Origin of the sequence: Oryzomicrobium sp. (assembly GCF_036820405.1) — a bacterium.
In the GTDB taxonomy this organism is placed as follows: Bacteria; Pseudomonadota; Gammaproteobacteria; order Burkholderiales; family Rhodocyclaceae; genus Oryzomicrobium.
In genome coordinates, this window is the sequence record NZ_DAISLS010000012.1 from 22,390 (window position 1) to 48,729 (window position 26,340).

Here is a 26,340-nt window from a genome sequence, read left to right on the forward strand (position 1 = left end):
AAGACGATGAGCGATTTCGCCGGGATGGAGGATCTTCTGCAGGATTTCCTGCAGGAAGCCCACGACCTCCTGTCCGATGTGGACAACAAGCTGGTGGACCTGGAAAAGAACCCGGAAGACCGGGGACTGCTGAACGATATCTTCCGCGGCTTCCACACCATCAAGGGCGGTGCCGGGTTCCTCAACGCCACCGAGCTGGTCACCCTGTGCCATCTCACCGAGAACCTGTTCGACCGGCTGCGCAACTCCGAGATGCACCTCACGCCGGAGTTGATGGACCTGATCATGGCGGCCACCAAGGGCGTGCGCGACATGTTCGGCGAGCTCTCCGGCGGCGTCCAGCCCCGGCCCGCCGACGATGCCCTGATCGCCGCCCTGCGCCACACCCTTGAGGCGGGCGCAGTTCCGGGTGCGGCTGCCGCACCGACGGCCGCGCCCGTGGCCGCCTCTGCTCCCGCCGCCGCTGGCACGATCCCCGCGGCCGCCGATGGCGGGCCCGATTGGGCGGTGCTCCATGCTGCGATCACCGGCGTGCCCGCCGTGATCCCGCCCCAGACGCCGGCCGCTGCGGCCGCAACCGCGCCCGCGGCCCCCGCCGGTGCCACGGTGACTCCGGTGCCGCCGCCCTACGGCCGCCGCGCTGTCGACAAGCCCGGTGCCGCCGTGCCGGCCGGCCGCCGCGTCGAGGAGCGGGTGCGTGAGAACACCATTCGCGTCGATACGGCCCGCCTCGACCAGGTGCTCAACCTGTCCGGCGAGATCGGCCTGACCAAGAACCGCCTGACCAGCCTGCGGGTGGACATCCTGGCCGGCAAGAACGACGCCGACACCCTGCATGCCCTGGACCAGGCCGTCTCCCAGCTCGACCTGCTGGTGTCCGACCTGCAGAACGCGGTGATGAAGACCCGCATGCAGCCCATCGGCCGCCTCTTCCAGAAGTACCCGCGCATTGCCCGGGACCTGGCCCGCCAACTGGGCAAGGACGTGGAGCTGGTGCTGGCCGGCGAGGAAACCGAGGTGGACAAGACCATGATCGAGGATCTGGCCGACCCCCTCATCCACCTCATCCGCAACGCCGTGGACCACGGCGTGGAAGGCCCGGAAGAGCGGGCCGCCGCCGGCAAGCCGGCTAAGAGCCTGGTGCGCCTGGAAGCGCGCCAGGAGGGCGACCACATCCTGCTGATCATCGCCGACGACGGCCGCGGCATGAGCGCCGAGCGCATCCGCGCCAAGGCGGTGGAAAAGGGCCTGATCTCCGAGGAAGAGGCCAACACCCTGGACGAGCGCCAGAGCCTCAACCTGATCTTCCTGCCCGGCTTCTCGACCAAGACCCAGGCCTCCGACGTGTCCGGCCGGGGCGTGGGCATGGACGTGGTCAAGACCAACATCCAGAAGCTCAACGGTTCGGTCGAAATCCGCTCCGAGCCGAGCAAGGGGTCGGTGTTCATCATCTCCCTGCCGCTCACCCTGGCGATCCTGCCGGTGCTGCTGGTGCTGCTCGGCGACCAGCCGTTCGCCCTGCCGCTCTCGCTGGTCCGCGAAATCCTGCCGGTGGATCGCAGCAAGATCCAGGAGGTGGGCGGCAAGGAAACCCTGGTGGTGCGCGGCGAGATCCTGCCCGTGGTATCCCTGGCCAAGCTGCTGGGCTGGCCCCAGGAGCGTCCGGCCGATTACGGCGTGCTGATGCAGACTGCGGAAAAGAGCTTCATCCTCGGCGTGGACAACTTTGCCGGCCGCGACGACGCGGTGATCAAGTCCCTCGAGGATTTCCGCCCCCGCGGCGTGGCCGGGGTCACCACCCTGTCCAACGGCCAGATCGTGCTGATTCTGGACATGAAGGAACTGCTGGCGGACATGGGGCAGCACCTCGATTCCGACAGCCGCAGCCTGCGCGCCCTGGAAGTGCACTGACCGGGCTCACCACTGCCGGATGAAAAAGCGGGGCTCACGCCCCGCTTTTTCATTTCTACGGTATCGCGTCGGGATTGAGTTGCAGGCTTGACAGGCTGGAAAACTTTAAAAACGACATGAAAATGAATTGGTTAGCTATTTAATTTTTCTGGATTTTTCTATAATACGGCCAACGTAAAGCGCACCCGGTATGGCTGAAGACAGCGATCTCGAACGAACAGAGCAGCCAACAGGCAGACGGCTCGAAAAGGCCCGGGAAGAGGGCCAGGTTCCCCAGTCTCGCGAACTGGGCGCTTTTCTCGTCCTTATCGCCGGCGCCGCCGTGATGTGGACCCTGGGCGGCTATTTCGTGGATCGCATGCTCCGGGTGTTCAAGAAGGGTTTCGCCTGGGACCGCCAGCTCGCCACCGATTCCAACGTCCTGGTGATGCGTCTGGCTGATGTGGCCACCGATGCGGTGTTCGCCCTGTGGCCCCTGTTCCTGGTGCTGATCGTTGCCGCCCTTGCCTCCCCGGTTTTCCTCAACGCTTGGCATTTCTCGGCCCAGGCCTTCTCGCCCCGGTTCAATCGCCTCAACCCGATGAACGGAATCGGGCGCATCTTTTCCTGGAACGGCCTGGTGGAACTGCTCAAGGCCGTGGTCAAGGCGGGCCTGGTGGGCGGTGTGGCGATCTGGGTGATCTGGCGCGAGATCGACCAGTTGCTCGGCCTGGCGTCCCAGCCCCTGGAATCCGGCCTGGCCGACGCCGGCCACCTGATGGCCTGGAGCTTCCTGGTGATTGCCTCGGCCATGGTCCTGATCGTGGCGGCGGACGTGCCCTTCCAGCTGTGGCAGTACTATGACAAGCTGAAGATGACCAAGGAAGAGGTCAAGCAGGAAATGAAGGAGATGGAGGGTAGCCCCGAGGTCAAGGGCCGCATCCGCCAGCTGATGCGCGAAGCTGCGCGCAAACGCATGATGTCCGCAATTCCCAAGGCCGACGTGATCGTCACCAACCCCACCCACTTCGCCGTGGCCCTGGCCTACCAGGCCGGCATGAAGGCCCCCAAGGTAGTGGCCAAGGGTCTGGGCGTGCTGGCCCTGAAGATCCGCGAGATCGGCGCCGAGAACGGCGTGCCGTTCCTCGAAGCTCCGCCCCTGGCCCGGGCCCTGTACAAGCATGTGGAGCTGGAGGCGGAAATCCCCGGCGACCTGTATACCGCCGTGGCCGAGGTGCTGGCCTACGTCTACCAGCTGCGCCGCTACCGCAGCGAGGGGGGCGACTATCCGGTGCCGCCCCGGGATCTGCCGGTGCCGCCCGAACTGGTGCCTCCGGCGCCTGAAGAGCCTGCGCTGGCGGGAGCGCTGAATGGCTGAAGCCAGCGCCGTCCTGCGCGGCTTGTTCAGCCGCCTCTCGCCCCAGCAGCTGGCGGGGCCGATCCTCATTCTGATGATCCTGGCGATGATGGTGCTGCCGCTGCCCGCCTTCGCCCTGGACGTGTTGTTCACCTTCAACATCGCCCTGTCGATCATCGTCCTGCTGGCCGCCATCAACACCCAGAAGCCCCTGGACTTCTCGGTCTTCCCGACCCTGCTGCTGGTCACCACCCTGCTGCGCCTGTCGCTCAACGTGGCCTCCACCCGGGTGGTGCTGCTGCACGGCCACGAAGGGCCGGATGCCGCCGGCAAGGTGATCGAGGCCTTCGGCCACTTTCTGGTGGGCGGCAATTACGCCATCGGCCTGATCGTCTTCCTCATCCTGGTGGTGATCAACTTCGTGGTGGTCACCAAGGGCGCCGGCCGGGTGGCCGAAGTGTCGGCCCGCTTCACCCTCGATGCCATGCCCGGCAAGCAGATGGCCATCGACGCCGACCTCAACGCCGGCCTGATCGGCGAGGACGAGGCACGCAAGCGCCGCACAGAGATCGCCACCGAGGCCGACTTCTACGGCTCCATGGACGGTTCGTCCAAGTTCGTGCGCGGCGACGCGGTGGCCGGTATCGTCATCATGCTCATCAACGTGGTCGGTGGCTTGGTCATCGGCGTGCTCCAGCACAACATGGATGCCGCCACCGCCGCCAAGCAGTACGTGCTGCTGACCATCGGCGACGGGCTAGTGGCCCAGATTCCCGCCCTGATGATCTCGATCGCCGCCGGCATGGTGGTGACCCGGGTCGGCGACAACGAGCCGATCGCCCAGCAGTTCCTCAGCCAGCTCCTCTCCAATAGCCGGGTGATGGGCGTGACGGCGGTGATCGTCGGCGGCCTGGGGATCATCCCGGGCATGCCCAACCTGGTCTTCCTGCTCTTTGCCGGCACCCTGGGCTACTACTCGTGGCATCTGTCGAAGAAAACCACCGAGGTGGCCAAGGCCAAACCGGTGCCAGTCCAGGCCAAACCGCCCCAGGAAGCCCAGGAGGCCAGCTGGAGCGACGTGCTGCCGGTGGACGTGCTCGGCCTGGAAGTGGGTTACCGCCTGATCCCGCTGGTGGACAAGAACCAGGACGGCGAGCTGCTCAAGCGCATCCGCGGCATCCGCAAGAAATTCGCCCAGGAAATCGGCTTCCTGGTCCCCTCGGTGCACATCCGCGACAACCTGGAACTCAAGCCCAACGCCTACCGTATCCAGCTCAAGGGGGTGGAGATCGGCGGCGGGGACGCCTATCCGGGCCAGTTCCTGGCCATCAACCCGGGCCGGGTGGCCGCCGAGATCAGCGGCAACAAGACCATCGACCCGGCCTTCGGTCTGCCGGCGGTGTGGGTCGAGGCCGCCCTCAAGGACCAGGCCCAGGCCTTTGGCTACACCGTCGTCGATTCCAGCACCGTGGTGGCGACCCACCTCAACCACCTGATCATGTCCCATGCCGCCGAGTTGCTCGGCCGCCAGGAGACACAGGCCCTGGTGGATTACGTCGGCAAGGAAGCCCCCAAGCTCACCGAAGACCTGGTGCCCAAGCTCATCCCCTTGGGAACCCTGCAAAAGGTGCTGCAGAACCTGCTCGAAGAGGGCATTGCCATCCGCGACATGCGCACCATCCTCGAGACCCTGGCCGAGCATGCGCCGCGCAATGCCGACGCCGAGGCTCTCACCGCCCAGGTGCGCCAATCCATGGGGCGTGCCATCATCCAGCAGCTCTATCCGGGCAACGCCGACATGCAGGTCATGGCCCTGGATCCCCAGCTGGAGCGCATCCTGGTCCAGGCCGTGTCCGGCTCCGGCGACGGCGCCACCATCGAACCGGGCCTGGCTGACACCCTGGTGCGCGAAACCGCTGCAGCGGCGCAGCGCCAGGAAGAGCTCGGCCTGCCGGCGGTGCTGCTGGTTCCCGGCAGCATCCGCGCACTGTTGTCCCGCTTCCTCCGTCGTTCGGTGCCCCAGCTCAAGGTGATTGCCCACGCGGAAGTACCCGAAACGAAGATCATCAAAGTGACCTCGATCATCGGAGGTAGGTCATGAACGTCAAGAAATTCATCGCCGTCAACGCCCGGGAGGCGCTGCGCAAGGTCAAGGAGACCCTGGGCGCCGACGCCATCATCCTGTCCAACCGGGGCGTGGCCGGCGGTGTCGAGATCATGGCGGTCGCCGCCCGGGACATGGCGGCCATCGCCCCCGGCCCGTCCCGCGACGAGCAGGGGCCGGTGCCGGTCGCTCCCCGGCTGCCTGCCGCCCGCAGCGACGACGGCGACGATTATTCCGTCAGTCTGAGCGCGGCGCGCGCTGCCGCTGCCCAGGCGCCGGTCCGTCCGACGCCGATGCCCCTGGCCGACCTGGCCGGCGGCATGGCTCCGCCGCCGGAACAGCGTCCCGCCCCCTTGCCGCGCCCCGCTGCCGAGGCCGGCTATGCCCCGTTTCGCCAGGTGCGGCAGGAGGTGGCCGCGCCCCGCGGCATTGTTCCGCCGCCTGTGCCTCCGATGGCGCCGCCGGCCATGGAGCGGCCTGCGGCCATCGCCGCGGAACCCCGCCGTTCCCTTCGCCCCGAGCCCCTACCACGCGCCGAGGAGCCAGGCGTTTCCCAGGCGGTGATGGACGAACTGCGAGCCCTGCGCAAGGTGGTGGAACAGCACCTGGCTGGCTTCAGCTGGGCCGAGACGGGGCGCCACGAGCCGGGCAAGACCCAGGTCCTGGCCCAGTTGCTCGATGCCGGGTTTTCGCCCGGATTCGCCCGGGAGCTGCTCTCCGGCCTGCCCGAAGGGCTGGATGCGGCCCAGGCCATGATCTGGGTGAAAGGGGCGGCGGACCGTTCCCTGATGACCCTGGCTTCGGACGCCGACATCATCGAGCAGGGCGGCGTCTATGCCCTGGTCGGCCCCACCGGCGTGGGCAAGACCACCACCACCGCCAAGCTGGCGGCCCGCTGCGTGGTGCGCCACGGCGCCGCCAAGGTGGCCCTGGTGACCACCGACGGCTACCGGATCGGCGCCCACGAGCAACTGCGCATCTACGGCCGTATCCTGGGGGTGTCGGTGCACCTGGTGCGCGACGCTTCCGACCTGCGCCAGACCCTGGCCGAGCTGTCCCACAAGCACATGGTGCTGATCGACACCATGGGCATGAGCCAGAAGGACAAGCACGTCCAGGAGCAGATCGCCATGCTGGTTTCCGGCGGTAGCGTGCGCCGCCTGCTGTTGCTGTCCGCCACCAGCAAGGGCGACACCCTGGACGACGTGATCCGCGCCTACCGGGGCGACCAGCCCGGCGACGGTCTGGCCGGGTGCATCCTGACCAAGGTGGACGAGGCGGCCAGCCTGGCCTCGGCCCTGGACACGGTGATCCGCCATGGCCTGTCGCTGCACTACGTTTCCAACGGCCAGCGGGTGCCGGAAGACCTGCACCTGCCCAACCGCACCTACCTGCTGCACCGCGCCTTCCGCGACGTGCCCGGCGATTCGCCCCACCGTTACGCAGGGCTCGAACCGACCCTGGTAATGGCCAATGCCGGCCTGCCCAGTTCCGGAGGCAGCCATGGCTGAGTTCTATGCCGACCAGGCGGCGGGGCTGCGCCGCATCTTCGGCCAGGAAACGGTGCGGGTGGTCAATTGCATCGCCGGCCGCACCGGCGTTGGCCGCAGCGTCGTCCTGGCCCAGTTGGCCGCCACCCTGGGGCGCCAGGGCCAGGAGGTGCTGATCCTCGACGAGAACGGCGAAAAATCGGTAGCCGCCTTGTTCGGCGCCATGCCCCGGGCCGATCTGCTCGATGTGCTGCGCGGCCGCTGTACCCTGGCCGAGGCGTTGCTGCCGGTGGCGCCGGGGGTGACCCTGCTGCCGGTGGCCCAGGCGATGCGCGCCATGGCCGCCGCCACGCCGGCCCAACAGCGGGCCCTGGCCGACACCTTGGCGGGTATCGATCGGCCGGTGGACGTGATCCTGGTGGACGGCGCCCCAACCCCGTCCGGCGTTTCCCCCCTGGGGCTGGCGGCGGGCGAGACCCTGGTGGTGGTGTCGGGCGACACCGCGGCCATCACCGAGGCCTATGCCCTGATCAAGCGCCTCAGCCAGTCCTACGGCCGGCGCCACTTCCGGGTGCTACTCAACAACATCCGCCTGCCCGAGGAAGCTGCCGCCATTTTCGATAACATGGCCCAGGTGGCGGCCAGCCGGCTCGGTGTGCGGGTGGACCTGGCCGCGACCCTGCCCCACGACGAGGCCCTGCGCCGGGCGGTGCGGTTGGCCCAGCCGGTGATCGCCGCCTATCCGGATAGCCCGGTGTCCTATGCTCTCAGGATGCTGGCGGCCGACCTGATGTCCTGGCCAGTGGCCGATTCTCAGGGGCCGGGGGGACTCGGACAGTTCACCCAACAGCTGTTACACTTGAGCCAACAAATAACGCCAACCGCTGTCCTTGCCGGATAGCCAGTACCAGAGCCGATGTATACCCCTGCCGGACAGCTTGATAGGGAGCAGCTGATCCAGCATTACGCCCCGCTCGTCAAACGCATCGCCCATCACCTGATGGCGCGCTTGCCGGCCAGCGTGTTGGTGGATGACCTGGTCCAGAATGGCATGATCGGTCTGCTGGACGCCATGACCCGCTTCGAAAGCGGCATGGGCGCCCAGTTCGAGACCTACGCCACCCAGCGCATCCGCGGTGCAATGCTGGACGGCTTGCGCGAAAACGACTGGTTGCCCCGGGGGCTGCGGCGCGAGCTGCGGCGCGTGGAGCAGGCGGTGCATCGGCTCGAGCATGCCAATGGCCGCCCGCCTACCGAGCAGGAACTGGCCGATTCCCTGGAAATGCCTCTGGCGGACTACCAGCGTCTGCTGCTCGACGCCCGGGGTCACCAGATTCTCTATTTCGAGGATTTCTCCGACGAAGAGGGCGAATCGTTTCTCGACCGCCATGCCGGCAGCGAAGACGATGATCCCTTGCGCCGGCTGGAGGATCAGGGGCTGCGCCAGACGCTGGTGGCAGGGATCGATGCTCTGCCCGAGCGCGAAAAACTGGTGATGGCCCTGTACTACGAAGAAGAGCTCAACCTGCGCGAGATCGGCGAAGTCCTCGGCGTGACCGAATCCCGGGTCTGCCAGCTGCACAGCCAGGCCATCGCCCGGCTGCGCGCCCGGGTGTTGGGCGAGGAGGGAAAAGTGAAGAAGACCAAGAAGGGGCGTCATGGATAAGATCAGCCTGATCGGCCTGGTGGTGGGCCTCACTGCCATCGTCGGAGGACAGATTTTCGAGGGGGGGCACATCGGCTCCCTGTTGCAGCCCACCGCCTTTGTCATCGTGATCGGCGGCACGCTCGGGGCCATCCTGCTGCAAAGCCCGTCGGCCACCTTCACCCGCGCCCTGCGCATGCTCAAGTGGGTGGTCCTGCCGCCCCAGGTGGAAACCAAGCGACTGATCGACCAGGTGGCCAATTGGAGCCAGATTTCCCGCCGCGAGGGCCTGCTGGCGCTGGAAGGTTTCATTGCCGCCCAGACCGATCCCTTTTACCGCAAGGGTCTGCAATTGCTGGTGGATGGCGCGGAGCCGGAACGCCTGCGGGAAGTGCTCGAGGTGGAGATCGGCGCCTACGAGAGCGATCTCAAGCAGGCCGCCAAGGTGTGGGAATCCGCCGGCGGTTATTCGCCCACCATCGGCATCCTTGGCGCGGTTATGGGCCTCATCCACGTCATGGAAAACCTGACCGATCCCTCCAAGCTGGGGGCGGGCATCGCCGTGGCCTTCGTCGCCACCATCTACGGCGTGGGGCTGGCCAACCTGGTGCTGATCCCCATGTCCAAGAAGCTGCTGGCCTACGCGGGCCGCCTGGTCACCGCCCGGGAAATGTTCGTGGACGGCCTGGTGGGCATCGCCAACGGCGACAACCCGCGCATCATCGAAGGCCGCATGCGCGGCTACCTGGGCTGATTTCATGGCGAAGCGTCGGCGCGGCCACGAGGACGAGCACGAGAACCTGGAGCGCTGGCTCGTCTCCTACGCCGACTTCATCACCCTGCTGTTCGCCTTCTTCGTGGTGATGTACGCCATTTCCTCGGTGAACGAAGGCAAGTACCGGGTGTTGTCCGATTCCCTGGTGTCGGCCTTCCGCAACGTGCAGATCGTCGGGGCCGGGCAGATGCAGGTGGTTACCACGCCTAATGCGGCGGTCAAGCAGATCGTGGTGCAGCAGGACCCCAAGAGCGAGGCGCGTCGCCAGGCCCAGCGCGAGAAGATGCGCAATGTGGCCCAGGACATCTTTCGCGTGTTGGCCCCCCTGGTGCGCCAGGGCAAGGTGCGCCTGGTGGAAACCGACAAGGGCGTGACCATCGAGATCGCCGACAGCGTCCTCTTCTCGCCCGGCCAGGCCCAGCTGGAAACGACCTCGGTCCAGGCCCTGCGCATGGTCGGCGAGGTGCTGGCGCCCACCGAATTCCCCATCGTGATCGAGGGGCATACCGACAACGTGCCCATCCGCACCTCCCAGTACCCCTCCAACTGGGAACTGTCGGCGGTGCGGGCCACCACGGTGCTGCGCCTGTTCGTCGATGCCGGAGTGTCGCCGCAGCGCCTCACCGCCATCGGCTACGGCGAGCACCGGCCGGTGGAAAGCAATGACAGCCTAGAAGGCCGGGCGCGCAACCGACGCGTCTCGATCCTGATCGAGTCGGCCATCCCGCTCGAACCGGAGGCGCCTCCCCTGGCACCGCCACCGGAGCAGCCCCAGGCCGCTGCCGCGGCAGGCCGTGGCGGTGTGGCCACTTCGCCTGCCGCCGCTTCGGCGGTGGGGGCCGCCCTGGGCGGAGGAGGGGGACAACCGGGGCGCTGAAATCGAGAGAATCCGGGGCGGTCGTAGGCCCCGGGGAGCAGCGCAAATGACAACGCCCTCGCAAGAGGGCGTTTCCGTTGGGGCATCTAGTATCGCCGCCGGTCGCTTGCGCTGCCGCCGTTCAGATCGAATTCAGACCGAGTCGATCAGGCGGCTGCCGGTGCCGGCCTGCTTCTGGCCGTCGGGACCATAGACACCGCTACCGGCCTGGTGCCGCTGGAGGAGCACCTGGAGGGCGCCGCTGGCCCCCTGCAGACGTTGGGAGATCAACTGGCCGTTGAGCCCATTCAATTCCTGGGCCTGGTGGGCGAGGGATTGCAGGCGTTCCCAGGCGGCGCGCATCTCCGCGGTACCGTGAGCTTCCAGGTAACCGTGGAAACCGGCGCGGTCATTGGTGAAGCCGGCGACCTGGAGCAGGTAGCGGCGTTCATCGGCGATGCGGTTGAGTTGCTGGACCAGGGGGGTCTTGGCGGCCACCAGGGCGTCCAGACTGTCGACCTGGCCGGCGGTGAGGGCGGCCTGCTCCTGTTGCAGCAAGGTGACGAACTGGCCGATGGCCGACTCCTCCTGACTCAGCAGGGTAGCGAATTCACCTGGTGTGGCGGCTGCGGGAGGCGTGGCAGTAGCCATTCGGACTGATCAGGCCTGACGGCCGGCCCGTTCCGGGCTGCCCTGGACCAGTTCCCGCGCGGTGGCGAGCAGGCGATCAGCAATGGCGCCGGAATTGATGGAGAAGCGGCCTTCGCTGATGGCCTGGCGGATGGCGGCCACCCGGCCGGCGTCGAAGGGGCTGTCGCTGCTGGCGGCCTCTTCACTGCGGGACAGGCTGACGCGCACATCCTCGCCGGACGGCGCTTCCTCGGTACGGGTTTGCTGCCGGACGCGCGCGTCGCCGGCAGCGTAGCTGCCGGTGGTACTGGCCGGTGGGGTGGCAGAGGGTGAGATTTTCACGATGGGCCTCTGAAATAGTTTCCTAGCAAATCCTTCTATCGGCACAACGGCGAGAAACTTGAGGCCCTTTGTTATGCCGTTTTGCAAATCGCATTGCCGGGCCCGGGCATCAAGCAGATGCATCCGCTTGAATTGTAGCCGATTTCACCCACAGCGGGCGGGAACGGGGCGTTAAAAGCTGACTTCGACGATCCCGCCGGCACGGGCGGTGCCGCTGACGGTCTGGCCATTGGCTGTGCGCACCTGGGCGGGTTGGCCTTCTGCTGCGTTCGACAGGGCGGTGCCCTCGGCGCTCACCGAGAAGCCGGCCCCCTGGGACACCAGCTTGACTGGTTGGCCCTGGCGCACCACCAGCGGTGCGATCAACTGGTCGGCCCGGATCGGCTGGCCGGCGGCGATGGCGTTGCGCAGGCTTTTGCCCACTAGTTGCCCGGTATCGGTGACTACCCCGGCCGGCAGGGTGGCCAGGTCGCCGCTGGCCAGGGCCACGTCGGCGGCCTGGAGGGGCTGGTTGGGGGCCAGGGGGCGGGCCGATACCAGGTAATTGCCCATCACGCTGACGGTGACCGGCACGAACACGGTCCAGCCGGCCGGCGCGTTGCAGCGCACGCCCACGGTGGAGCGCCCCCACAGCCGGGCGCCGTTGGGCAGGAAAGCCTCGACGGCAGGGCAGGGGGTGAGCTGGGTACGCGGGTCCAGGGTGCCGATGCTGCTGCTGACCCGGCCGGGCAACCCCTGGGTCTGGGTTGCCAGGAAGCGGTCCACCGCGTTGTACACCACGGCCTCCACCCCGTTGCCCTGGGCATGTCCCGGCAGGGATGCCAGGGTTAACAGGAAGACGAGCAGCGGGGCGAGCAGACGAGGCATGGGATCGGCATCGGAGTGGCGGGGCAGGGCTATTGTGCCCCAGGGGCGGGCCCCCGGCAAAACTTGCCGGATGGCATGGATAGGAGCGGCGCCGGCGGCATCGCCCGGGCCGTGACCCCGGCCCTGCACGGCGTTTCCCGGGGCTGGCGGAGCAAGAAGGGAGTTGGCATGAAATCCGCTAAGGAAAAGCCAGTCTTCTCCAGCGAGGTTTCCCGTGGTGGCCAGCAAACTCGATCAGCTCATCAACGTCCAGCGCCAGGCGCTCGGCGTGCGCTCCCAGCGCCAGCAGATCCTGGCGGCCAACATCGCCAACGCGGACACCCCCAACTACAAGGCCCGTGACATCGATTTCCAGTCGGTGTTCGCCGATGCGGTGGCCGGCAAGAGCCAGGATAGCGGCGTCGATCTGGCCCGCACCAACACTCGCCACCTGTCCGGCACCGGCAGCCCGTCGCCCTTCCCGGTGCTCTACCGCCGCGACGTGCAGTCGAGCGTGGACGGCAACACGGTGGACATGGACACCGAACGGGCCTCCTTCACCGACAACGCCCTGCACTACGAAGCTGCCGTGACCTTCATCTCCGGCCAGTTCCGCACCATGCAGTCGGCGATCCAGAGCAACAACGGCTGACCTTCGGCGCCCGCCAACGAACAGGAATAATCACCATGAGCATGTTGAGCGTCTTCAATATCGCCGGCAGCGCCTTGACCGCCCAGTCCATGCGCCTGAACACCGTGGCCAGCAACCTGGCCAACGCCGACTCCATGGTCTCGGCCAACGGCCAGCCCTACCGGGCCAAGCAGGTGGTGTTCGAAGCGGTGCCGATGGGCTCCACCCAGGCCTCCATGGGGGTCAAGGTGCAGCAGGTGGTGGAAAGCGCCGCCCCGGGCCGCCTGATCTACGACCCCCGCAGCCCGGCGGCCAACGCCGACGGCTACGTGACCATGCCCAACGTGGACGTGGTCGAGGAAATGACCAACATGATTTCCGCCTCCCGGTCCTACCAGACCAACGCGGAAGTCATGAATACCGCCAAGACTCTGCTGATGCGCACTCTCAATCTCGGCCAGTAAGCCGCGCATCCATACCCTGTTACGTAGGAGACCACCATGTCCACCGTCCAGTCCTCCACTGATCCCCTGGCTGCGTACAAAAGCGGCTCGTCGAGTTCGTCCGGGTCCAAGTCGTCCGGTTCCAGCACGACCGCTTCCGACATGCAGACCACGTTCCTCAAGCTGCTCACCACCCAGCTGCAGAACCAGGATCCGCTCAACCCCATGGACAACGCCCAGATGACGTCCCAGTTGGCTCAGATCAACACCGTCAGCGGCATCGAGAAGCTCAACACCACCATGGCGCAGATGATGTCGGCCTTCACGGATGCCCAGGGGGTGCAGAGCGCCGCCCTGCTCGGCAAGAACGTGCTGACCAGCGGCAACACCCTGGCGCTCGGCGAGAACGGTGGCCTGGCGGGGATCGAGCTGGGCAGCGCCGCCGACAAGGTGGTGGTCAACATCAAGGATTCCACCGGCCAGGTCGTGGCGACCGAGGAGCTGGGTGCCAACAGCGCCGGCAGCTTCGCCTTCATCTGGGACGGCAAGGGCGCCGACGGCACGGCGCTGCCCCAGGGCAGCTACACCTTCGACGTGACGGCCTCCAAGAGCGGCAGTGCCGTCAAGGCCACTGCGCTGCAACTTGGCACGGTAACTGCATTGGTTCGTACCAGTACCGGATTCAACCTGGATCTGGGCTCCCAGCAGGTGTCGTTCTCCGACGTCCGCCAGATTCTCTAAGCCCGCCGTCCATCCAGACCGGCAAAAAGCGCCGGCAGCCCGGTAAAAACGATCAGTCAGGAGTTAGAACATGGCATTCCAACAAGGCTTGAGTGGACTCGCCGCCTCGTCCAAGGCGCTGGATGTGATCGGCAACAACGTTGCCAACGCGAGCACGGTCGGCTTCAAGGCGGCAAACGCCCACTTCGCCGACGTCTATGCCAACGCCCTCAACGGGGGCGGCGCGATGCAGGTGGGCATCGGCACCTCGCTGGCGGCGGTGGTCCAGCAGTTCACCCAGGGCAACATCACCACCACCAACAACCCCCTGGACATCTCGATCAACGGCAACGGCTTCTTCCGCATGAGCCAGAACGGGGCCATCACCTACACCCGCAACGGCCAGTTCCACCTCGACAACAGCAACTACATCGTCAACGACCAGGGCTACAAACTGACCGGCTACCTGGCCGATGCCACCGGCAACATCGCCGCCACCACGCCCCAGGAAATCCAGATCAGCGCCACCGACCTGGCGCCGGTGGCCACCGGCGCCAGTACCGGCACCGGCTTCAAGGGCGTTCAGGCGGTGGTGAACCTGGATTCCCGCTCCCTCGTGCCGAGCACCGCCTGGGCTCCCACCGTGTCCCCGGGGCCGACCAACGGCCTGGCGACCGTCAGCGCCACGTCGTACACCTACTCGACTCCAGCCCAAATTTACGATTCCCTGGGTAATTCCCACACCATGACCTACTACTTCCGGCAGACGGCGACCCCCGGGCAGTGGCAGGTCTATGCCAACGTGGATGGTACCCAGTTCTCCAACGTGGACCTGGGGGCCGGTGCCGGCAACCCCATCACCCTCAATTTCGACACCAACGGCAAGCTCACTACCGCCATGCCGATTACGGGGGTGAGCGTGAACTTGGCCGGTATCACGGCTGACCTGACCGCCGCCGGAGTGAACAAGCCCAACGGTGCGACCACTCCCCTGGTGTTCGGCCTCGACTTTACCGGCACGACCCAGTACGGCAGCACCAGCGGTACCAATACCGTTACCTCTGATGGCTACAGCTCGGGCCGCCTGGTGGGCCTGTCGGTGGGTGCCGACGGCATCGTCCAGGGGCGCTACAGCAACGGCCAGGCCCGCAACCTGGCCCAGGTGGTGATGGCCAACTTCCAGAACCCCAACGGCCTCACCAGCCTGGGTAACAACCAGTGGGCCCAGACGTCCGCCTCCGGCCAGCCGGCCATTGGTACCCCCAACACCGGCAGCATGGGGGTGCTCCAGTCCAACTCGATCGAAGAATCGAACGTGGACCTGACCGGCGAACTGGTGGCCATGATCACTCAGCAGCGCAACTACCAGGCCAACGCCCAGACCATCAAGACCCAGGATTCGATCATGAACACCCTGGTCAACCTGCGCTGATCGCCGTTCTGACCTGTAACCCGTAGCCAACCTCACTGACCTGACCGGATTCCATGGATCGCCTCATCTACACGGCCATGAGCGGCGCCAAGCATGCCTTCCTGCGGCAGGCCGGCGTGGCCAACAACCTGGCGAACGCATCCACCGTGGGCTACCGCAGCCAGGATCACCAGTTCCGTGCCGTACAGGTGCAGGGCGAAGGGATGCCGACCCGGGCCTTCGTGGTGGATGCCTCGGTCAAGGACGTGTTCGATCAGGGCACCCTCAGCTACACCGGCCGCGCCCTTGACGTGGCCGTGCAGGGCCAGGGTTGGATCGCTGTCCAGGCGCCCAACGGCCAGGAGGTCTATACCCGGGCCGGCAACCTGCAGGTCAGCGCCAACGGCCAGTTGCAGACGCCGGACGGCTATCCGGTGCTCTCCCCCAGCGGCCCGATCGCGGTACCGCCGGACAACCGGGTGACCGTTGCCCCGGACGGCACGGTATCGGTGGTGCCCCAGTTCGGCACGCCCAACGTGACCGACTCGGTCAGCCAGATCAAGCTGGTGAATCCGGACCCCTCGACCCTGGAGCGGGGCGCCGACGGTTTCTTCCGCCTGAAGAACGGCCAGCCGGCCGATGCCGACCCGAACGTGCGTCTGGCGCCGGAAACCCTGGAAGGGAGCAACGTGAACGTGGTGGACAGCATGGTCACCCTGATCTCCCTGTCCCGGCAGTTCGAGATGCAGGTACAGATGTTGCAGAAAGCCGATACCAATGCCCGCAGCGCTGACCAGCTGCTCAGCCTCTCCAGCTGACCGGCGCGATGAATAACTAGGAAGAATGCACCGATGATCCGCTCACTCTGGATTGCACGGACCGGCCTGGATGCCCAGCAGACCCAGCTGGACGTGATTTCCAACAACCTGGCCAACGTCAGCACCAACGGCTTCAAGCGCTCCCGTGCGGTGTTCGAGGATCTGCTCTACCAGACCGTCCGCCAGCCCGGCGCCCAGTCGTCCCAGCAGACCCAGATTCCCTCCGGCCTGCAGATCGGTACTGGCGTGCGCCCCGTCTCCACCGCCCGCGTCTTCACCCAGGGCAACCTGCAGCAGACCGGCAACGCGATGGACGTGGCCATCAACGGCAACGGCTTCTTCCAGATCCTGATGCCGGACGGCACCATCGCCTATACCCGGGACGGTTCGTTTCAGCAGGACAACCAGGGCCAACTGGTCACCTCCAGCGGCTATCCCCTGCAGCCCAACATCACCATTCCCTCCAACGCCCTGACCCTGACCATCGGCAAGGACGGGGTAGTCAGCGTGACCTTGCCGGGCCAGACCAACGCCCAGCAGCTGGGCCAGATCCAATTGGCGGGCTTCATCAACCCGGGCGGCCTGCAGAGCGTCGGCGAGAACCTGTTCCAGGAAACCGCCGCCAGCGGCGCTCCCCAGCCCAACATTCCCGGCACCAACGGCCTGGGCAGCCTCAACCAGAATTACGTCGAGACCTCCAACGTGAACGTGGCCGAGGAGCTGGTGACGATGATCCAGACCCAGCGTGCCTACGAGATGAACACCAAGGTCATTTCCACCTCCGACGCGATGCTGGGCCGCCTGACCCAGTTGTAAGCCTGGATTGCAACGACAAGGACGAATGCCATGAACCTGCCCACCCTGCGCCGCGGCCTGCTGCTTGCCGCCGCCGGCGTCGCAGCCCTCCTGGCCGGCTGCGCCTCGGTGCCGCCCACCAACATCCACCAGCCGATGACGGCCCGGCCCCAGCCCAAGGCGGAAATTGTTGCCGCCAACGGCAGCATTTACCAGAACGCCAATTTCCGCCCCCTGTTCGAGGACCGGCGCGCCCGCTTCGTCGGCGACACCATCACCATCACCATCACCGAGAACACCAACGCCTCCACCAATCAGGCCACCAAGGCCACCCGCGACAGCAGCATCCAGGCGGCGGTGCCGACCCTGAACGGCCTGCCGGGCAAGAGTCTGATGGGCATGGGGCTCAATGCCACGTCCAATTCCGCGCTCAACGGCCAGGGGCAATCCAACAACACCAACGTGTTCTCCGGTACCATCACCGCCACGGTGATCGAGGTGTTGCCCAACGGCAACCTCCTGGTCTCCGGGGAGAAGCAGATTGCTATCGGCTCCCAGCAAGAATTCGTGCGGCTTTCCGGTGTCATCAACCCGCTCTTCGTCGGCACCAACAACACCGCTGCCTCGTCCCAGGTGGCCGATGCGCGGATTGAGTACAAGTCCACCGGCAGCATCAGCGAATCCCAGGTCATGGGCTGGCTGGCACGATTCTTCCTTAACGTATTGCCGTTCTAAGTCGACTCGTTGGGAGGGGCCATGCCCGGTCCTCGCAGGTTTTCCCGCCGCTTTGCGGCCCTTTCACGCCTTTCGTGCCTGGCCCTGGCCATTTTTGCCGCCGCCATGCCGGCCCACGCCGAACGCATCAAGGATCTGGCCACGGTCCAGGGTGTGCGTAACAACCAGCTGCTGGGCTACGGCCTGGTAGTCGGCCTGGACGGCAGCGGCGACCAGACCACCCAGACCCCGTTCACCGTGCAGAGCTTGACCAATCTGCTGTCCCAGCTGGGGGTCAATCTGCCGACCAACGGTCAGCCGCCCCAGTTGCGCAACGTGGCGGCGGTGATGGTCACCGCCAACTTGCCGCCCTACGCCAAGGCGGGCCAGCAGATCGACGTCACCGTTTCGTCCATGGGCAATGCCAAGAGCTTGCGCGGCGGCACTTTGCTGATGACACCGCTCAAGGGCGCCGACGGCCAAGTTTATGCCATGGCCCAGGGCAGCTTGGCTGTGGGCGGGGTGGGAGCCTCGGCCTCCGGGTCCAGCGCCCAGATCAACCACCTGTCTGCCGGGCGGATTCCCGCTGGCGCCACCGTGGAGCGGGAAGTACCGTCCGCCGTGGGGCAGGGCGGCTACGTCCACTACGAACTCAACACCGCCGATTTCGATACCGCACGGCGCATCGTCGATGCCATCAACCGGGAAGTCGGCCCCGTGGCCCAGGCCGTGGATGGCCGCCAGATTCGGGTGGCCGCCCCGGACGACCCCAACGCCCGCATCGCCTTCCTCGGCCGCATCGAGAACCTGGACGTGAAGCCGGCCATGCTGCCGGCCAAGGTCATCGTCAATTCCCGCACCGGCTCGGTGGTAATGAACCAGACCGTGCGCATCGACCCCTGCGCCGTGGCCCACGGCAACCTGTCGGTGGTGATCGGCACCCAGAACTCGGTGAGCCAGCCCAACGCCTTCTCCCAGGGGCAGACTGCCGGGGTGAGCAATTCGGATGTGCAGATCAAGCAGGACGGCACGGCCCTGATCAACCTCAAGGGCGGCGCCAATCTGGCCGACGTGGTGAAGGCGCTCAACACCCTGGGGGCCAAGCCCCAGGACATGCTGGCCATCCTCCAGGCCATGAAGGTGGCGGGAGCCCTGCGCGCTGAGCTGGAAATCATCTAAGGCCAGCGACGCCATGAAGGCATACGATCCGTCCACCCAGCAGCTCATCGGCGACCCGCGCACACTGCAGCAGCTGAAGAGCCAGGCCGCCAAGGACCCCAAGGCGGCCCTCAAGTCCACGGCCCAGCAGTTCGAAGCCCTGTTCCTGCAGCAGGTGCTGAAGAGCATGCGCGATACCCTGCCCAAGGACGGTCTGTTCGACAACGACACCACCCGGCTCTACACCAGCATGCTCGACCAGCAGCTGGCCCTGCGCCTGGCTAGCTCCGGCCAGGTCGGGCTGGCCAAGGTGATCGAGCAGCAACTCGGCCGCAACATGGGCGTTCCCCCGTCCGCCCTGGAGAACGGCGAGGCGGCCGATTCCGCTGCCACCGGCAAGGTGCCGACGCCGGCGCAATTGCTCGAATCCTTGCAATCCGGCGTGGACGGCGTCCAGGCCAATCCGGGATTGCAGACCAAGCTGGCGGCGGCCTTGCAGTCCCTGACCAACGAGCAGCAGCGCAGTCGGCTGCTGGCGGCAGACCGCACGGCAAATATTGCCACGACGGCACCGTCCACTTTGCCGGCCACGGCCCAGTCCGCGGCTGACGGCCGGGGCGATGCCAGCGCCCGGGATTTCGTCGCCCGCATCTGGCCCCATGCCGCCGAGGCGTCCCGGGCCACCGGGGTGCCCACCCATTTCCTGGTGGCCCATGCGGCCCTGGAGTCGGGCTGGGGCAAGGGCGAGATTCGCCGCGCCGACGGCTCGCCGTCCTTCAACCTGTTCGGCGTCAAGGCCGGCAAGGGCTGGCAGGGCGGCGCGGTGGAGGTCAATACCACCGAATATGTGGGCGGCCAGCCCCAGCAGGCCCGCGAAAAATTCCGTGCCTATTCTTCCTATGCGGAGGCATTTCGCGACTATGCGGCGCTGTTGCAGCGCCCCCGTTTTTCCGGGGCATTGAACGCTACCGATGGCACAAGTTTTGCTGCATCTCTGCAGCAAGCCGGATATGCCACCGATCCCATGTACGCGGACAAGCTCAACCGCATCATCAACGGTGCCACGCTGCGCCAGGCCCTCGCGGGCTAGCCTGCCACCGTTCTCGGTATCCGTCCGGCTCAACTTTTTCTGAATCTGGCCGTTACTCTAGGTCAGTCGGGAGTTTGCCATGACAGGTATCTTCAGCATCGGGCTGACCGGCATCAATGCCGCCCAGTACGGTCTTCTCACCACCTCGCACAACATCACCAACGCCAACACTGACGGCTACAACCGTCAGGCGATCTCGCAGGCGACCAATATCGCCCTGCCGACCGGCGCCGGCTTCGTCGGCCAGGGGACGCACGTGCAGACGGTGCAGCGGATGTACAACCAGTTCCTGTCCCAGCAGGTGATGCAGGCCCAGACTTCCGCCAACGAGTACAACACCTACTACAAGCAGGTTTCCCAGGTGGACAACCTGCTTGGCGACAGCAGCGCCGGCCTGTCCTCGGCGCTCCAGGGGTTCTCCTCCGGCGTCCAGCAGTTGGCTTCCAAGCCGGGCAACTCCACGGTGCTGTCCACCATGGTGGCCTCGGCCCAGACCCTGGCGAGCCGTTTCCAGACCATGGAAAACCAGCTCAATCAGCTCTACCAGGGGACCAACCAGCAGATCACGGACACGGTCAACAAGATCAACTCCTACGCCACCCAGATCGCCAAGCTCAACGAGAGCATCACCATGGCGCAGGCGTCCACCAACCAGCCGCCCAACGATCTGCTCGACCAGCGCGACCAGCTGATCTCCCAGTTGAACCAGGAAGTCCGGGTCACCACCGTGACCCAGAGCGATGGTTCCCTGTCGGTGCTGATCGGCTCCGGCCAGCAACTGGTGGTGGGTCAGCAGGTGAACCAGCTGACCACCCAGCCGTCCCAGGACGATCCGACCCGCATGGCCGTGGCCCTGCAGACCGGCAACGTGAGCCAGGAATTGCCCGAGTCTCTGCTGTCCGGCGGCAACCTGGGCGGCTTCCTCTCTTTCCGTTCCGGCGCCCTGGACGATGCGCGCAACACCCTGGGCCAACTGGCGGCCAGCGTGGCGCTCACCTTCAACGCCCAGCAGGCCCTGGGCCAGGATCTCCACGGCAACGTGGCCGGCGACACCGGCTTTGCCTCCCAGCTGTTCCAGATTTCCGACCCCAAGGTCATCCGCAATTCCACCTCGTCCAACACGGCGGTGCTGTCGGCGAGCTTCCAGGCGCCCCAGTACTCGAACGGTAACTTCAGCACCCAGCTGACGTCCAGCGACTACGAGCTGCAGTTCGGCGCCGGCGGCGCCTATACGGTGGTGCGCCTGTCCGACAACTCCCAGGTAGCCTCCGGCACCGTGTCCGGGACGCCGCCGACCAACGTGACCTTCGATGGGGTGCAACTGAGCATCACCACCGCCGGCCTGAACGGCGACCGCTTCACCATCCAGCCCACCAAGGAAGTGTCGCGCAACTTCGCCGTCAATTCGGCGGTGATCGGCGATCCCAGCCTGGTGGCGGCGGCCGCGCCGATCCGGGCCTCGGCGGCCCTGACCAACACCGGCGACGCCACCATCACCCAGGGCAGCGTGGGCACCGGCTACACCCTGCCGGCCACGCCCCTGACCCTGTCGTACACCAACACGCCGACTTCGGGGCTGACCGGTTTCCCGGTGGGGTCCACCATTTCGGTGACCGATGCCAGCGGCAACACCACCACCAGCACCATCGCCGCCACCACCGACGTGGTGGCCTTCGGTTCCGGCAACACCATCACTATCAACGGCCCCACGGTCAATGCGGTGAGCTTCAGCGTCAGCGGCACGCCCAAGGCCGGCGACCAGTTCACCCTGCAGAAGAATACCGCCGGGGTGTCCGACGGCCGCAACGCCAATCTGATGGGCATGTTGCAGACCCAGCAGACCATGACCGGCTCGGGCAACGGCGGCGGCCTGACCACTTTCCAGGATGCCTACGGCGCCCTGGTGGCCCGGGTGGGCACCACGACCAATCAGGTCAAGGTCATGGGCGATGCCCAGAGCGCCCAGCTGGCGGCGGCCCAGGCCTCCCAGCAATCCGTGTCGGGGGTGAACCTGGACGAAGAGGCAGCCAATCTGATCAAGTACCAGTACATGTACCAGGCATCGGCCAAGATGCTGCAGGTGGGTAGCACCATCTTCGATACCATCCTGTCGATCGGAAGATAAGGAACAGGGTAGGGGGAGGCGACGATGCCTTCCCCGGCCCCCAAGGAGAACACCATGCGCGTTAGTACCGCCCAACTCTACGATGTCGGCATCTCCGGCCTGCAGCGCAACCAGTCGTCCCTGCTGAACACCCAGAACCAGCTGTCCACCGGCAAGCGGGTGATCAATCCTTCCGACGATCCGGTGGCCTCCGCCCGGGCGCTGGTGCTGAGCCAGTCCCAGAACGTCAATAGCCAGTACCTGACCAACCAGAAGGCGGCCAACAGCCAGTTGCAGCTTGTCGAGGGCACGGTGGGCTCGCTCAACGACCTGCTCCAGTACATCCGCAGCCAGGCCGTGGCGGCCGGCAATCCGGCCCTGACCAACTCCGAACGCCAGTCCATGGCGTCCGACCTGGAGTCGTGCTTCCAGGATCTGCTGGGCATCGCCAACACCCAGGACGGCACCGGTCAGTACCTGTTTTCGGGTTTCCAGGGCCAGACCAAGCCCTTTGCGGTGACCTCCACCGGCGCCGTGCAGTACCAGGGCGACGATGGGCAGGTTTCGGTGCAGGTATCTTCTTCGCGCCAGATCGCCATCACCGATGCGGGCAGCGACCTGTTCATGCGCATCCGCCAGGGCAACGGCAGTTTTGCCACCGCCACCAGCGGTAACGCCTTCAACGCCCCCACCAACCAGAACCTGGGCACCGGGGTGATCGACCAGGGCAGCGTGCTCGATCCGACCAAGTGGAACGCGACGACCAACTCGGGCAGCTTTTCCATCACGTTCGCCCGGGACTACACCGCTTCGCCGCCCACCACCACCTACGACATCGTCGACACCACCAGCAACACCTCGATCTTCACCGGAGCGGCGCCGTCGGCCACCGGCCCCCTGCCGGGCGGCACCTTCGTCCCGGGGCAGACGATCAAGCTGGCCGGCCCCAACGGCGGCACTCCGGTGGATTACGGCGCATCGATCACCATTACTGGCCAGCCCGAGGACGGCGACACCTTCGCGATTTCGCCGAGCAAGAGCAACCAGGACATCTTCCAGACGGTCCAGAGCTTCATCAACCTGCTCAAGAACCCGCCCACCCAGGGCACCTCTCAGAGCGTCACCCACAGCAACCTGGGGGCCACCGCCACCGGCTACAACATCAACGGCAGCGGCACCACCGAGTTCGCCAACCAGCTGGGCGGGATCATCTCCAACCTGGACCAGGCCCTCGACAAGGTGAACACGGTGCGGGCCTCCCAGGGCTCGCGCATGAACGAGCTGGATTCCCTGACTTCGGCTGGCCAGGCCATGGACACCCAGTACCAGTCCTCGATCTCGGACCTGGTGGACGTGGATTACTACAGCGCCATCTCCCAGCTCTTCAAGCAGTTGGTGCAGCTGGAGGCCGCCCAGAAAGCCTTCGTGCAGATCACCGGCCTGGGCCTGTTCAAGCTGCTCTGATGGTGCCTGCCTCCTTTTCCGTCCGCTGCCTGCGGTGGCTCGCCGCGGGTGCGGGCAGCCTGCTGGCCGGGTGCAGTGCGATCTCGGGGACCTACCCGCGCTCGTCCCCCATCGTGCCCAATGCCAGCATCCAGGTGACGGCCAGCCAGGCCTACTCGTTCGAGCAGATCGCCACGGCGGCGGGCGTGGCCGCCATCCTCTACGTGGTCTACGATCCCCTGGCGCCCAACTGGACCATCCAGGAAACCCGCCTCGACGACCGCACCTACCGGATGGCCTTCAAGCTCAAGCGCTTCCACATCGGCGGCTCCGGCGAGGCTTCCCAAATCTTCCGCCGCCGGGCCGAGCAGTTGCGGCGCGAGACCGGCGCTTTGTCCTACCGGGTTCTGGATTACACCGAGGGCATCGAGTCGGGCACGCCCCAGGCCCAGCGTGTCGCCGAAGGTACCGTGGAGCTGGTGGCGGGCGCCTTCCCCCTGGCCGAGCCGGTGTCGGCGCCGTCCACGCCGCGCTCCAACTTCTACCGCGACTGAGGGCGGCCGGGCGGGCGGCGTCCGCTCAGGGCTTGAACAGCAGCAGCGAGGCGCTGATCGACTGGTCGATCAACTGCATCAGCGGCGCCACCATCGAGGGCAGGGACAGGCCCAGCAGCACCATGCCCATGGCCAGGGTGATGGGAAAGCCCACGGCGATCAGGTTGAGCTGGGGGGCCGCCCGGGACAGCACCGCCAGGGCGATGTTGGTGATTGACAGGGCCACCACCACCGGCAGGGCCAGCAGCAGCCCCCCGGAGAACATCAGCCCGGCGAAGCGGACCAGGCTCAGCCAGGAATCCGGATGGGGAAAGGGCGAGAACACCGGAATGCGGATGAAGCTCTCGGCCAGGGTGGCGATCATCGTCAGGTGGCCGTTGAGGGACAGGAACACCAGCAGGGCGAACAGGTTGATGAACTCGGTCACCACCGCCGTGTTGGCGGACGAGTGGGGGTCGTAGAAGGTCGCGAACGACAGGCCCATCTGGAAGCCGATGAATTCGCCGGCCACGGCGATGGCGGCAAAGGCGATGCGCATGGCGAAGCCCAGGGCGACGCCGATCAGGATCTGCTGGCCGACCAGCATCAGCACCACCAGCGAATTGGGCTCCAGGGGCGCAGGCGGGGGCGGCAGCAGGGGATGCAGCCCCAGGGCGACGGCCATGCCGAAGATCAGCCGGATACGGCGCGGCAAGGCCGCGCTGGAGAACACCGGCGCCACGAAGACCAGCGCCAGCACCCGGACCAGGGGCAGGAAGAACGACAGGATGAAGGCGTTCAGCTCGGCGCTGGAGATGGTGAACATGGGGCGCGGGCGGTAGCGGTAGCGCGGAGGCGCTTCCTCAACCGATCAGCTGGGGAATGGCGCTGAACAGGCGGGTGATGAAGTCCACCGCCGTTTGCAGCATCCAGGGGCCGGCGATGATCAGGGTGGCGAACATGGCCAGCACCTTGGGCACGAAGGACAGGGTGGTCTCGTTGAGCGAGGTGGCAGCCTGGAAGATGCTGATCAGCAGGCCCACCACCAGGGCCACCAGCAGCAGGGGGCCGGACAAGAGGATGGTGGCCTCGACTGCCTGGCGGCCGATTTCGACGACGGTGCCCGTATTCATGGCGCGAAGCTCTTCACCAGGGAACCCAGGACCAGGTGCCAGCCGTCGGCCAGCACGAACAGCATCATCTTGAAGGGCAATGCCACCATCACCGGCGACATCATCATCATGCCCATGGACATCAGGGTGGCGCCCACCACCATGTCGATGACCAGGAAGGGGATGAAGATGATGAAGCCGATCTGGAAGGCGGTCTTCAGCTCGCTGGTCACGTAGGCCGGCACCAGGATGCGCATCGGCACCGCCTCGGGGGATTCGATGCGCTCGACCTTGGCGAAGCCGGCGAACAGGGCGATGTCCGCCTCCCGGGTCTGGCGCAGCATGAACTGCTTCATCGGCACCGAAGCCCGTTCCATCGCCTGGGGAAAGGTGATCTTGTTCTCGGACAGGGGCTGGTAGGCGTCCTGGTACACCTTCTCGAAGGTGGGGGCCATGACGAAGAAAGTCAGGAACAGGGACAGGCCGATCACCACCTGGTTGGGCGGCGCCATCTGCAACCCCATGGCCTGGCGCAGCATCGACAGCACGATGACGATGCGGGTGAACGCCGTCATCATCAGCAGCGCCGCCGGGATGAAGGTCAGGGAGGTGAGGAAGAGAAGGGTCTGGATCGACAGCGAATAGTTGGTGCTGCCGCCCGGTCCCGGGCTGCTGGTCAGGGCCGGCACGCTCTGGGCCAGCACAGGGGCGGCCGCCAGGACCAGCAGGCCGAAAACGGCCGCCAGTAGCGCCTTTCCAGGGAGGGGGCGTGAAGATGCCCTATTGGCGCGGGGTTTGGCGGGGAGGGGGTCAGGAACGGGGTTGGCCATGACGGCGGTCGATGAATTCTTTGAGTTTGGCGGCGAACGGCGGAAGCAGTTCGGGAGCGGGCGGGGCTTCGCCCTTGGGCAGGGTGTGCAGGGCGACGATGCCTTGGGGGGTGATTCCCAGTACCAGCCAGGTATCGGCCACCTCGACGATCACCAGCCGTTCCCGGGTGCCCAGGGGCAGGGCCGCCACCACCCGCATCAGCCCGCCCCCCAGGCCGCGCTGGCCCTGGACCTTGCGCAGCCAGTAGGCCGCGGCCATCACCAGAGCCAGCACCAGGATCAGCCCGAGCAGGGCCTGGAGCAGGCTACCGGCCCCCAGGGGGGAGGCGGAACCCAGGACCATGGTGGGGGCGGATGGCGCTGTAGTCACCGGAACCGGGTTTGCCGCCGGCGCCGCCTGGAGCGTGGGAGCCGCCGCCGGAGGTGGGGCGCCATCCTCGGCCAGGGCCCGGGTCAGGGGCATGGCCAGCAGCAGGGTCAGGCAGAAGCGGGGGAAGAGGCCGAGGCGCAGGCGGGACACGGTGGCGGTCGGAAAGTGTGCGGAAAAGGTGCGGAAAAGGTGCGGAAAAGGTGCGGAAAAGGTGCGGAAAAGGTGCGGAAAAG

The 26,340-nt window shown here is 66.3% G+C and carries 27 protein-coding genes; 20 read left to right on the forward strand and 7 right to left on the reverse strand.

Translation table 11 applies throughout. From position 1 onward, the window contains the following. The first annotated feature begins 6 nt into the window (after nucleotides 1-6). From V7Z98_RS12700 to motD, 8 genes are all read left to right on the forward strand, one after another. Nucleotides 7-1,911, forward strand: a complete 1,905-nt coding sequence (locus V7Z98_RS12700; protein WP_334158376.1) for a chemotaxis protein CheA — start codon at nucleotides 7-9, stop codon at nucleotides 1,909-1,911. 190 nt (nucleotides 1,912-2,101) lie between these two features. Then, nucleotides 2,102-3,268 (forward strand): flagellar biosynthesis protein FlhB, encoded by a 1,167-nt coding sequence (gene flhB, locus V7Z98_RS12705; RefSeq protein WP_293259955.1) that lies wholly within the window; start codon nucleotides 2,102-2,104, stop codon nucleotides 3,266-3,268. After that, nucleotides 3,261-5,348, forward strand: a complete 2,088-nt coding sequence (gene flhA / locus V7Z98_RS12710; protein WP_334158377.1) for a flagellar biosynthesis protein FlhA — start codon at nucleotides 3,261-3,263, stop codon at nucleotides 5,346-5,348. The genes flhB and flhA overlap by 8 nt, the downstream gene beginning before the upstream one ends. Beyond that, complete coding sequence (gene flhF / locus V7Z98_RS12715) at nucleotides 5,345-6,862, forward strand: flagellar biosynthesis protein FlhF (RefSeq protein ID WP_334158378.1); 1,518 nt, start codon at nucleotides 5,345-5,347, stop codon at nucleotides 6,860-6,862. Before flhA ends, flhF begins: the two co-directional genes overlap by 4 nt. Then, a complete protein-coding gene (locus V7Z98_RS12720; protein ID WP_334158379.1) occupies nucleotides 6,855-7,742 on the forward strand; it encodes a MinD/ParA family ATP-binding protein in 888 nt (295 codons plus the stop codon). Before flhF ends, V7Z98_RS12720 begins: the two co-directional genes overlap by 8 nt. Before the next feature lie 15 nt (nucleotides 7,743-7,757). Beyond that, the gene (locus V7Z98_RS12725; protein ID WP_293259967.1) at nucleotides 7,758-8,507 is read left to right on the forward strand and encodes an RNA polymerase sigma factor FliA; all 750 of its coding nucleotides are present in this window, start codon (nucleotides 7,758-7,760) and stop codon (nucleotides 8,505-8,507) included. Then, nucleotides 8,500-9,240: a flagellar motor protein gene (locus V7Z98_RS12730; protein WP_293259969.1), complete on the forward strand. Its 741-nt coding sequence runs from the start codon at nucleotides 8,500-8,502 to the stop codon at nucleotides 9,238-9,240. The genes V7Z98_RS12725 and V7Z98_RS12730 overlap by 8 nt, the downstream gene beginning before the upstream one ends. Nucleotides 9,241-9,244: 4 nt before the next feature. Then, entirely contained in the window at nucleotides 9,245-10,138 is an 894-nt protein-coding gene (motD, locus tag V7Z98_RS12735; RefSeq protein ID WP_334158380.1) for a flagellar motor protein MotD, read from the forward strand. Between the two features lie 132 nt (nucleotides 10,139-10,270). Here motD and V7Z98_RS12740 read toward each other — a convergent pair whose 3' ends face one another. The 3 genes from V7Z98_RS12740 to flgA form a co-directional block, all read right to left on the reverse strand. Beyond that, nucleotides 10,271-10,768: a flagella synthesis protein FlgN gene (locus V7Z98_RS12740; protein ID WP_334158381.1), complete on the reverse strand. Its 498-nt coding sequence runs from the start codon at nucleotides 10,766-10,768 to the stop codon at nucleotides 10,271-10,273. A gap of 9 nt (nucleotides 10,769-10,777) precedes the next feature. Then, nucleotides 10,778-11,089: a flagellar biosynthesis anti-sigma factor FlgM gene (gene flgM / locus V7Z98_RS12745; RefSeq protein ID WP_293259979.1), complete on the reverse strand. Its 312-nt coding sequence runs from the start codon at nucleotides 11,087-11,089 to the stop codon at nucleotides 10,778-10,780. Nucleotides 11,090-11,260: 171 nt separating this feature from the next. Continuing rightward, entirely contained in the window at nucleotides 11,261-11,956 is a 696-nt protein-coding gene (gene flgA / locus V7Z98_RS12750; protein WP_293259982.1) for a flagellar basal body P-ring formation chaperone FlgA, read from the reverse strand. A 214-nt stretch (nucleotides 11,957-12,170) separates the two neighbouring features. Here flgA and flgB point away from each other — a divergent pair, with 214 nt between their 5' ends. The 12 genes from flgB to V7Z98_RS12810 all read left to right on the forward strand — a co-directional run bounded on the left by flgB (nucleotide 12,171) and on the right by V7Z98_RS12810 (nucleotide 23,816). Then, a complete protein-coding gene (flgB, locus tag V7Z98_RS12755; RefSeq protein ID WP_334158382.1) occupies nucleotides 12,171-12,587 on the forward strand; it encodes a flagellar basal body rod protein FlgB in 417 nt (138 codons plus the stop codon). 35 nt (nucleotides 12,588-12,622) lie between these two features. Next, the gene (gene flgC / locus V7Z98_RS12760; protein ID WP_293259985.1) at nucleotides 12,623-13,030 is read left to right on the forward strand and encodes a flagellar basal body rod protein FlgC; all 408 of its coding nucleotides are present in this window, start codon (nucleotides 12,623-12,625) and stop codon (nucleotides 13,028-13,030) included. A gap of 36 nt (nucleotides 13,031-13,066) precedes the next feature. After that, nucleotides 13,067-13,750: a flagellar hook assembly protein FlgD gene (locus V7Z98_RS12765; RefSeq protein WP_334158383.1), complete on the forward strand. Its 684-nt coding sequence runs from the start codon at nucleotides 13,067-13,069 to the stop codon at nucleotides 13,748-13,750. A 70-nt stretch (nucleotides 13,751-13,820) separates the two neighbouring features. Beyond that, entirely contained in the window at nucleotides 13,821-15,161 is a 1,341-nt protein-coding gene (flgE, locus tag V7Z98_RS12770) for a flagellar hook protein FlgE (RefSeq protein ID WP_334158384.1), read from the forward strand. Between the two features lie 53 nt (nucleotides 15,162-15,214). Beyond that, complete coding sequence (gene flgF / locus V7Z98_RS12775) at nucleotides 15,215-15,958, forward strand: flagellar basal-body rod protein FlgF (protein WP_334158385.1); 744 nt, start codon at nucleotides 15,215-15,217, stop codon at nucleotides 15,956-15,958. Between the two features lie 33 nt (nucleotides 15,959-15,991). Next, on the forward strand, nucleotides 15,992-16,774 hold the full coding sequence (flgG, locus tag V7Z98_RS12780; protein WP_334158386.1) for a flagellar basal-body rod protein FlgG: 783 nt from the start codon (nucleotides 15,992-15,994) through the stop codon (nucleotides 16,772-16,774). 30 nt (nucleotides 16,775-16,804) lie between these two features. Beyond that, nucleotides 16,805-17,488, forward strand: coding sequence for a flagellar basal body L-ring protein FlgH (locus V7Z98_RS12785; protein ID WP_334158387.1), 684 nt, complete (start codon nucleotides 16,805-16,807; stop codon nucleotides 17,486-17,488). A gap of 105 nt (nucleotides 17,489-17,593) precedes the next feature. Next, a complete protein-coding gene (locus V7Z98_RS12790; protein WP_334158539.1) occupies nucleotides 17,594-18,646 on the forward strand; it encodes a flagellar basal body P-ring protein FlgI in 1,053 nt (350 codons plus the stop codon). Between the two features lie 13 nt (nucleotides 18,647-18,659). Further along, nucleotides 18,660-19,715, forward strand: a complete 1,056-nt coding sequence (gene flgJ, locus V7Z98_RS12795; protein WP_334158388.1) for a flagellar assembly peptidoglycan hydrolase FlgJ — start codon at nucleotides 18,660-18,662, stop codon at nucleotides 19,713-19,715. Between the two features lie 79 nt (nucleotides 19,716-19,794). After that, on the forward strand, nucleotides 19,795-21,840 hold the full coding sequence (gene flgK, locus V7Z98_RS12800; protein ID WP_334158390.1) for a flagellar hook-associated protein FlgK: 2,046 nt from the start codon (nucleotides 19,795-19,797) through the stop codon (nucleotides 21,838-21,840). A 54-nt stretch (nucleotides 21,841-21,894) separates the two neighbouring features. Next, the gene (gene flgL / locus V7Z98_RS12805) at nucleotides 21,895-23,283 is read left to right on the forward strand and encodes a flagellar hook-associated protein FlgL (RefSeq protein WP_334158392.1); all 1,389 of its coding nucleotides are present in this window, start codon (nucleotides 21,895-21,897) and stop codon (nucleotides 23,281-23,283) included. Beyond that, entirely contained in the window at nucleotides 23,283-23,816 is a 534-nt protein-coding gene (locus V7Z98_RS12810) for a hypothetical protein (RefSeq protein WP_334158393.1), read from the forward strand. The genes flgL and V7Z98_RS12810 overlap by 1 nt, the downstream gene beginning before the upstream one ends. A 25-nt stretch (nucleotides 23,817-23,841) precedes the next feature. On the opposite strand, the gene fliR is transcribed toward V7Z98_RS12810, so the two are convergent. From fliR to fliO, 4 genes are read right to left on the reverse strand one after another with little or no spacing between them, the layout of a single operon-like run. Continuing rightward, complete coding sequence (gene fliR, locus V7Z98_RS12815) at nucleotides 23,842-24,621, reverse strand: flagellar biosynthetic protein FliR (RefSeq protein WP_334158394.1); 780 nt, start codon at nucleotides 24,619-24,621, stop codon at nucleotides 23,842-23,844. 37 nt (nucleotides 24,622-24,658) lie between these two features. After that, nucleotides 24,659-24,928 (reverse strand): flagellar biosynthesis protein FliQ, encoded by a 270-nt coding sequence (fliQ, locus tag V7Z98_RS12820; protein WP_293260020.1) that lies wholly within the window; start codon nucleotides 24,926-24,928, stop codon nucleotides 24,659-24,661. Continuing rightward, nucleotides 24,925-25,737: a flagellar type III secretion system pore protein FliP gene (gene fliP, locus V7Z98_RS12825; protein WP_442951844.1), complete on the reverse strand. Its 813-nt coding sequence runs from the start codon at nucleotides 25,735-25,737 to the stop codon at nucleotides 24,925-24,927. The genes fliQ and fliP overlap by 4 nt, the downstream gene beginning before the upstream one ends. Continuing rightward, nucleotides 25,718-26,257 carry a flagellar biosynthetic protein FliO gene (fliO, locus tag V7Z98_RS12830; RefSeq protein ID WP_334158395.1) on the reverse strand — a complete coding sequence of 180 codons (540 nt, stop codon included), beginning with the start codon at nucleotides 26,255-26,257 and terminating at the stop codon, nucleotides 25,718-25,720. The genes fliP and fliO overlap by 20 nt, the downstream gene beginning before the upstream one ends. Nucleotides 26,258-26,340 lie beyond the last annotated feature (83 nt).

Bases quoted from the DNA above. Each gene is read 5' to 3' on its own strand.
- V7Z98_RS12785 (WP_334158387.1), top strand. From the start codon at position 16,805: ATGAACCTGCCCACCCTGCGCCGCGGCCTGCTGCTTGCCGCCGCCGGC.
- flgJ (WP_334158388.1), top strand. From the start codon at position 18,660: ATGAAGGCATACGATCCGTCCACCCAGCAGCTCATCGGCGACCCGCGC.
- V7Z98_RS12790 (WP_334158539.1), top strand. From the start codon at position 17,594: ATGCCGGCCCACGCCGAACGCATCAAGGATCTGGCCACGGTCCAGGGT.
- V7Z98_RS12725 (WP_293259967.1), top strand. From the start codon at position 7,758: ATGTATACCCCTGCCGGACAGCTTGATAGGGAGCAGCTGATCCAGCAT.
- V7Z98_RS12810 (WP_334158393.1), top strand. From the start codon at position 23,283: ATGGTGCCTGCCTCCTTTTCCGTCCGCTGCCTGCGGTGGCTCGCCGCG.
- V7Z98_RS12700 (WP_334158376.1), top strand. From the start codon at position 7: ATGAGCGATTTCGCCGGGATGGAGGATCTTCTGCAGGATTTCCTGCAG.
- flgG (WP_334158386.1), top strand. From the start codon at position 15,992: ATGATCCGCTCACTCTGGATTGCACGGACCGGCCTGGATGCCCAGCAG.
- fliR (WP_334158394.1), bottom strand. From the start codon at position 24,621: ATGTTCACCATCTCCAGCGCCGAGCTGAACGCCTTCATCCTGTCGTTC.
- flhB (WP_293259955.1), top strand. From the start codon at position 2,102: ATGGCTGAAGACAGCGATCTCGAACGAACAGAGCAGCCAACAGGCAGA.
- flgE (WP_334158384.1), top strand. From the start codon at position 13,821: ATGGCATTCCAACAAGGCTTGAGTGGACTCGCCGCCTCGTCCAAGGCG.
- motD (WP_334158380.1), top strand. From the start codon at position 9,245: ATGGCGAAGCGTCGGCGCGGCCACGAGGACGAGCACGAGAACCTGGAG.
- fliP (WP_442951844.1), bottom strand. From the start codon at position 25,737: ATGGCCAACCCCGTTCCTGACCCCCTCCCCGCCAAACCCCGCGCCAAT.
- V7Z98_RS12765 (WP_334158383.1), top strand. From the start codon at position 13,067: ATGTCCACCGTCCAGTCCTCCACTGATCCCCTGGCTGCGTACAAAAGC.
- flgK (WP_334158390.1), top strand. From the start codon at position 19,795: ATGACAGGTATCTTCAGCATCGGGCTGACCGGCATCAATGCCGCCCAG.
- V7Z98_RS12730 (WP_293259969.1), top strand. From the start codon at position 8,500: ATGGATAAGATCAGCCTGATCGGCCTGGTGGTGGGCCTCACTGCCATC.
- flhA (WP_334158377.1), top strand. From the start codon at position 3,261: ATGGCTGAAGCCAGCGCCGTCCTGCGCGGCTTGTTCAGCCGCCTCTCG.
- flgF (WP_334158385.1), top strand. From the start codon at position 15,215: ATGGATCGCCTCATCTACACGGCCATGAGCGGCGCCAAGCATGCCTTC.
- flgA (WP_293259982.1), bottom strand. From the start codon at position 11,956: ATGCCTCGTCTGCTCGCCCCGCTGCTCGTCTTCCTGTTAACCCTGGCA.
- flhF (WP_334158378.1), top strand. From the start codon at position 5,345: ATGAACGTCAAGAAATTCATCGCCGTCAACGCCCGGGAGGCGCTGCGC.
- V7Z98_RS12720 (WP_334158379.1), top strand. From the start codon at position 6,855: ATGGCTGAGTTCTATGCCGACCAGGCGGCGGGGCTGCGCCGCATCTTC.
- flgC (WP_293259985.1), top strand. From the start codon at position 12,623: ATGAGCATGTTGAGCGTCTTCAATATCGCCGGCAGCGCCTTGACCGCC.
- V7Z98_RS12740 (WP_334158381.1), bottom strand. From the start codon at position 10,768: ATGGCTACTGCCACGCCTCCCGCAGCCGCCACACCAGGTGAATTCGCT.
- fliQ (WP_293260020.1), bottom strand. From the start codon at position 24,928: ATGAATACGGGCACCGTCGTCGAAATCGGCCGCCAGGCAGTCGAGGCC.
- flgL (WP_334158392.1), top strand. From the start codon at position 21,895: ATGCGCGTTAGTACCGCCCAACTCTACGATGTCGGCATCTCCGGCCTG.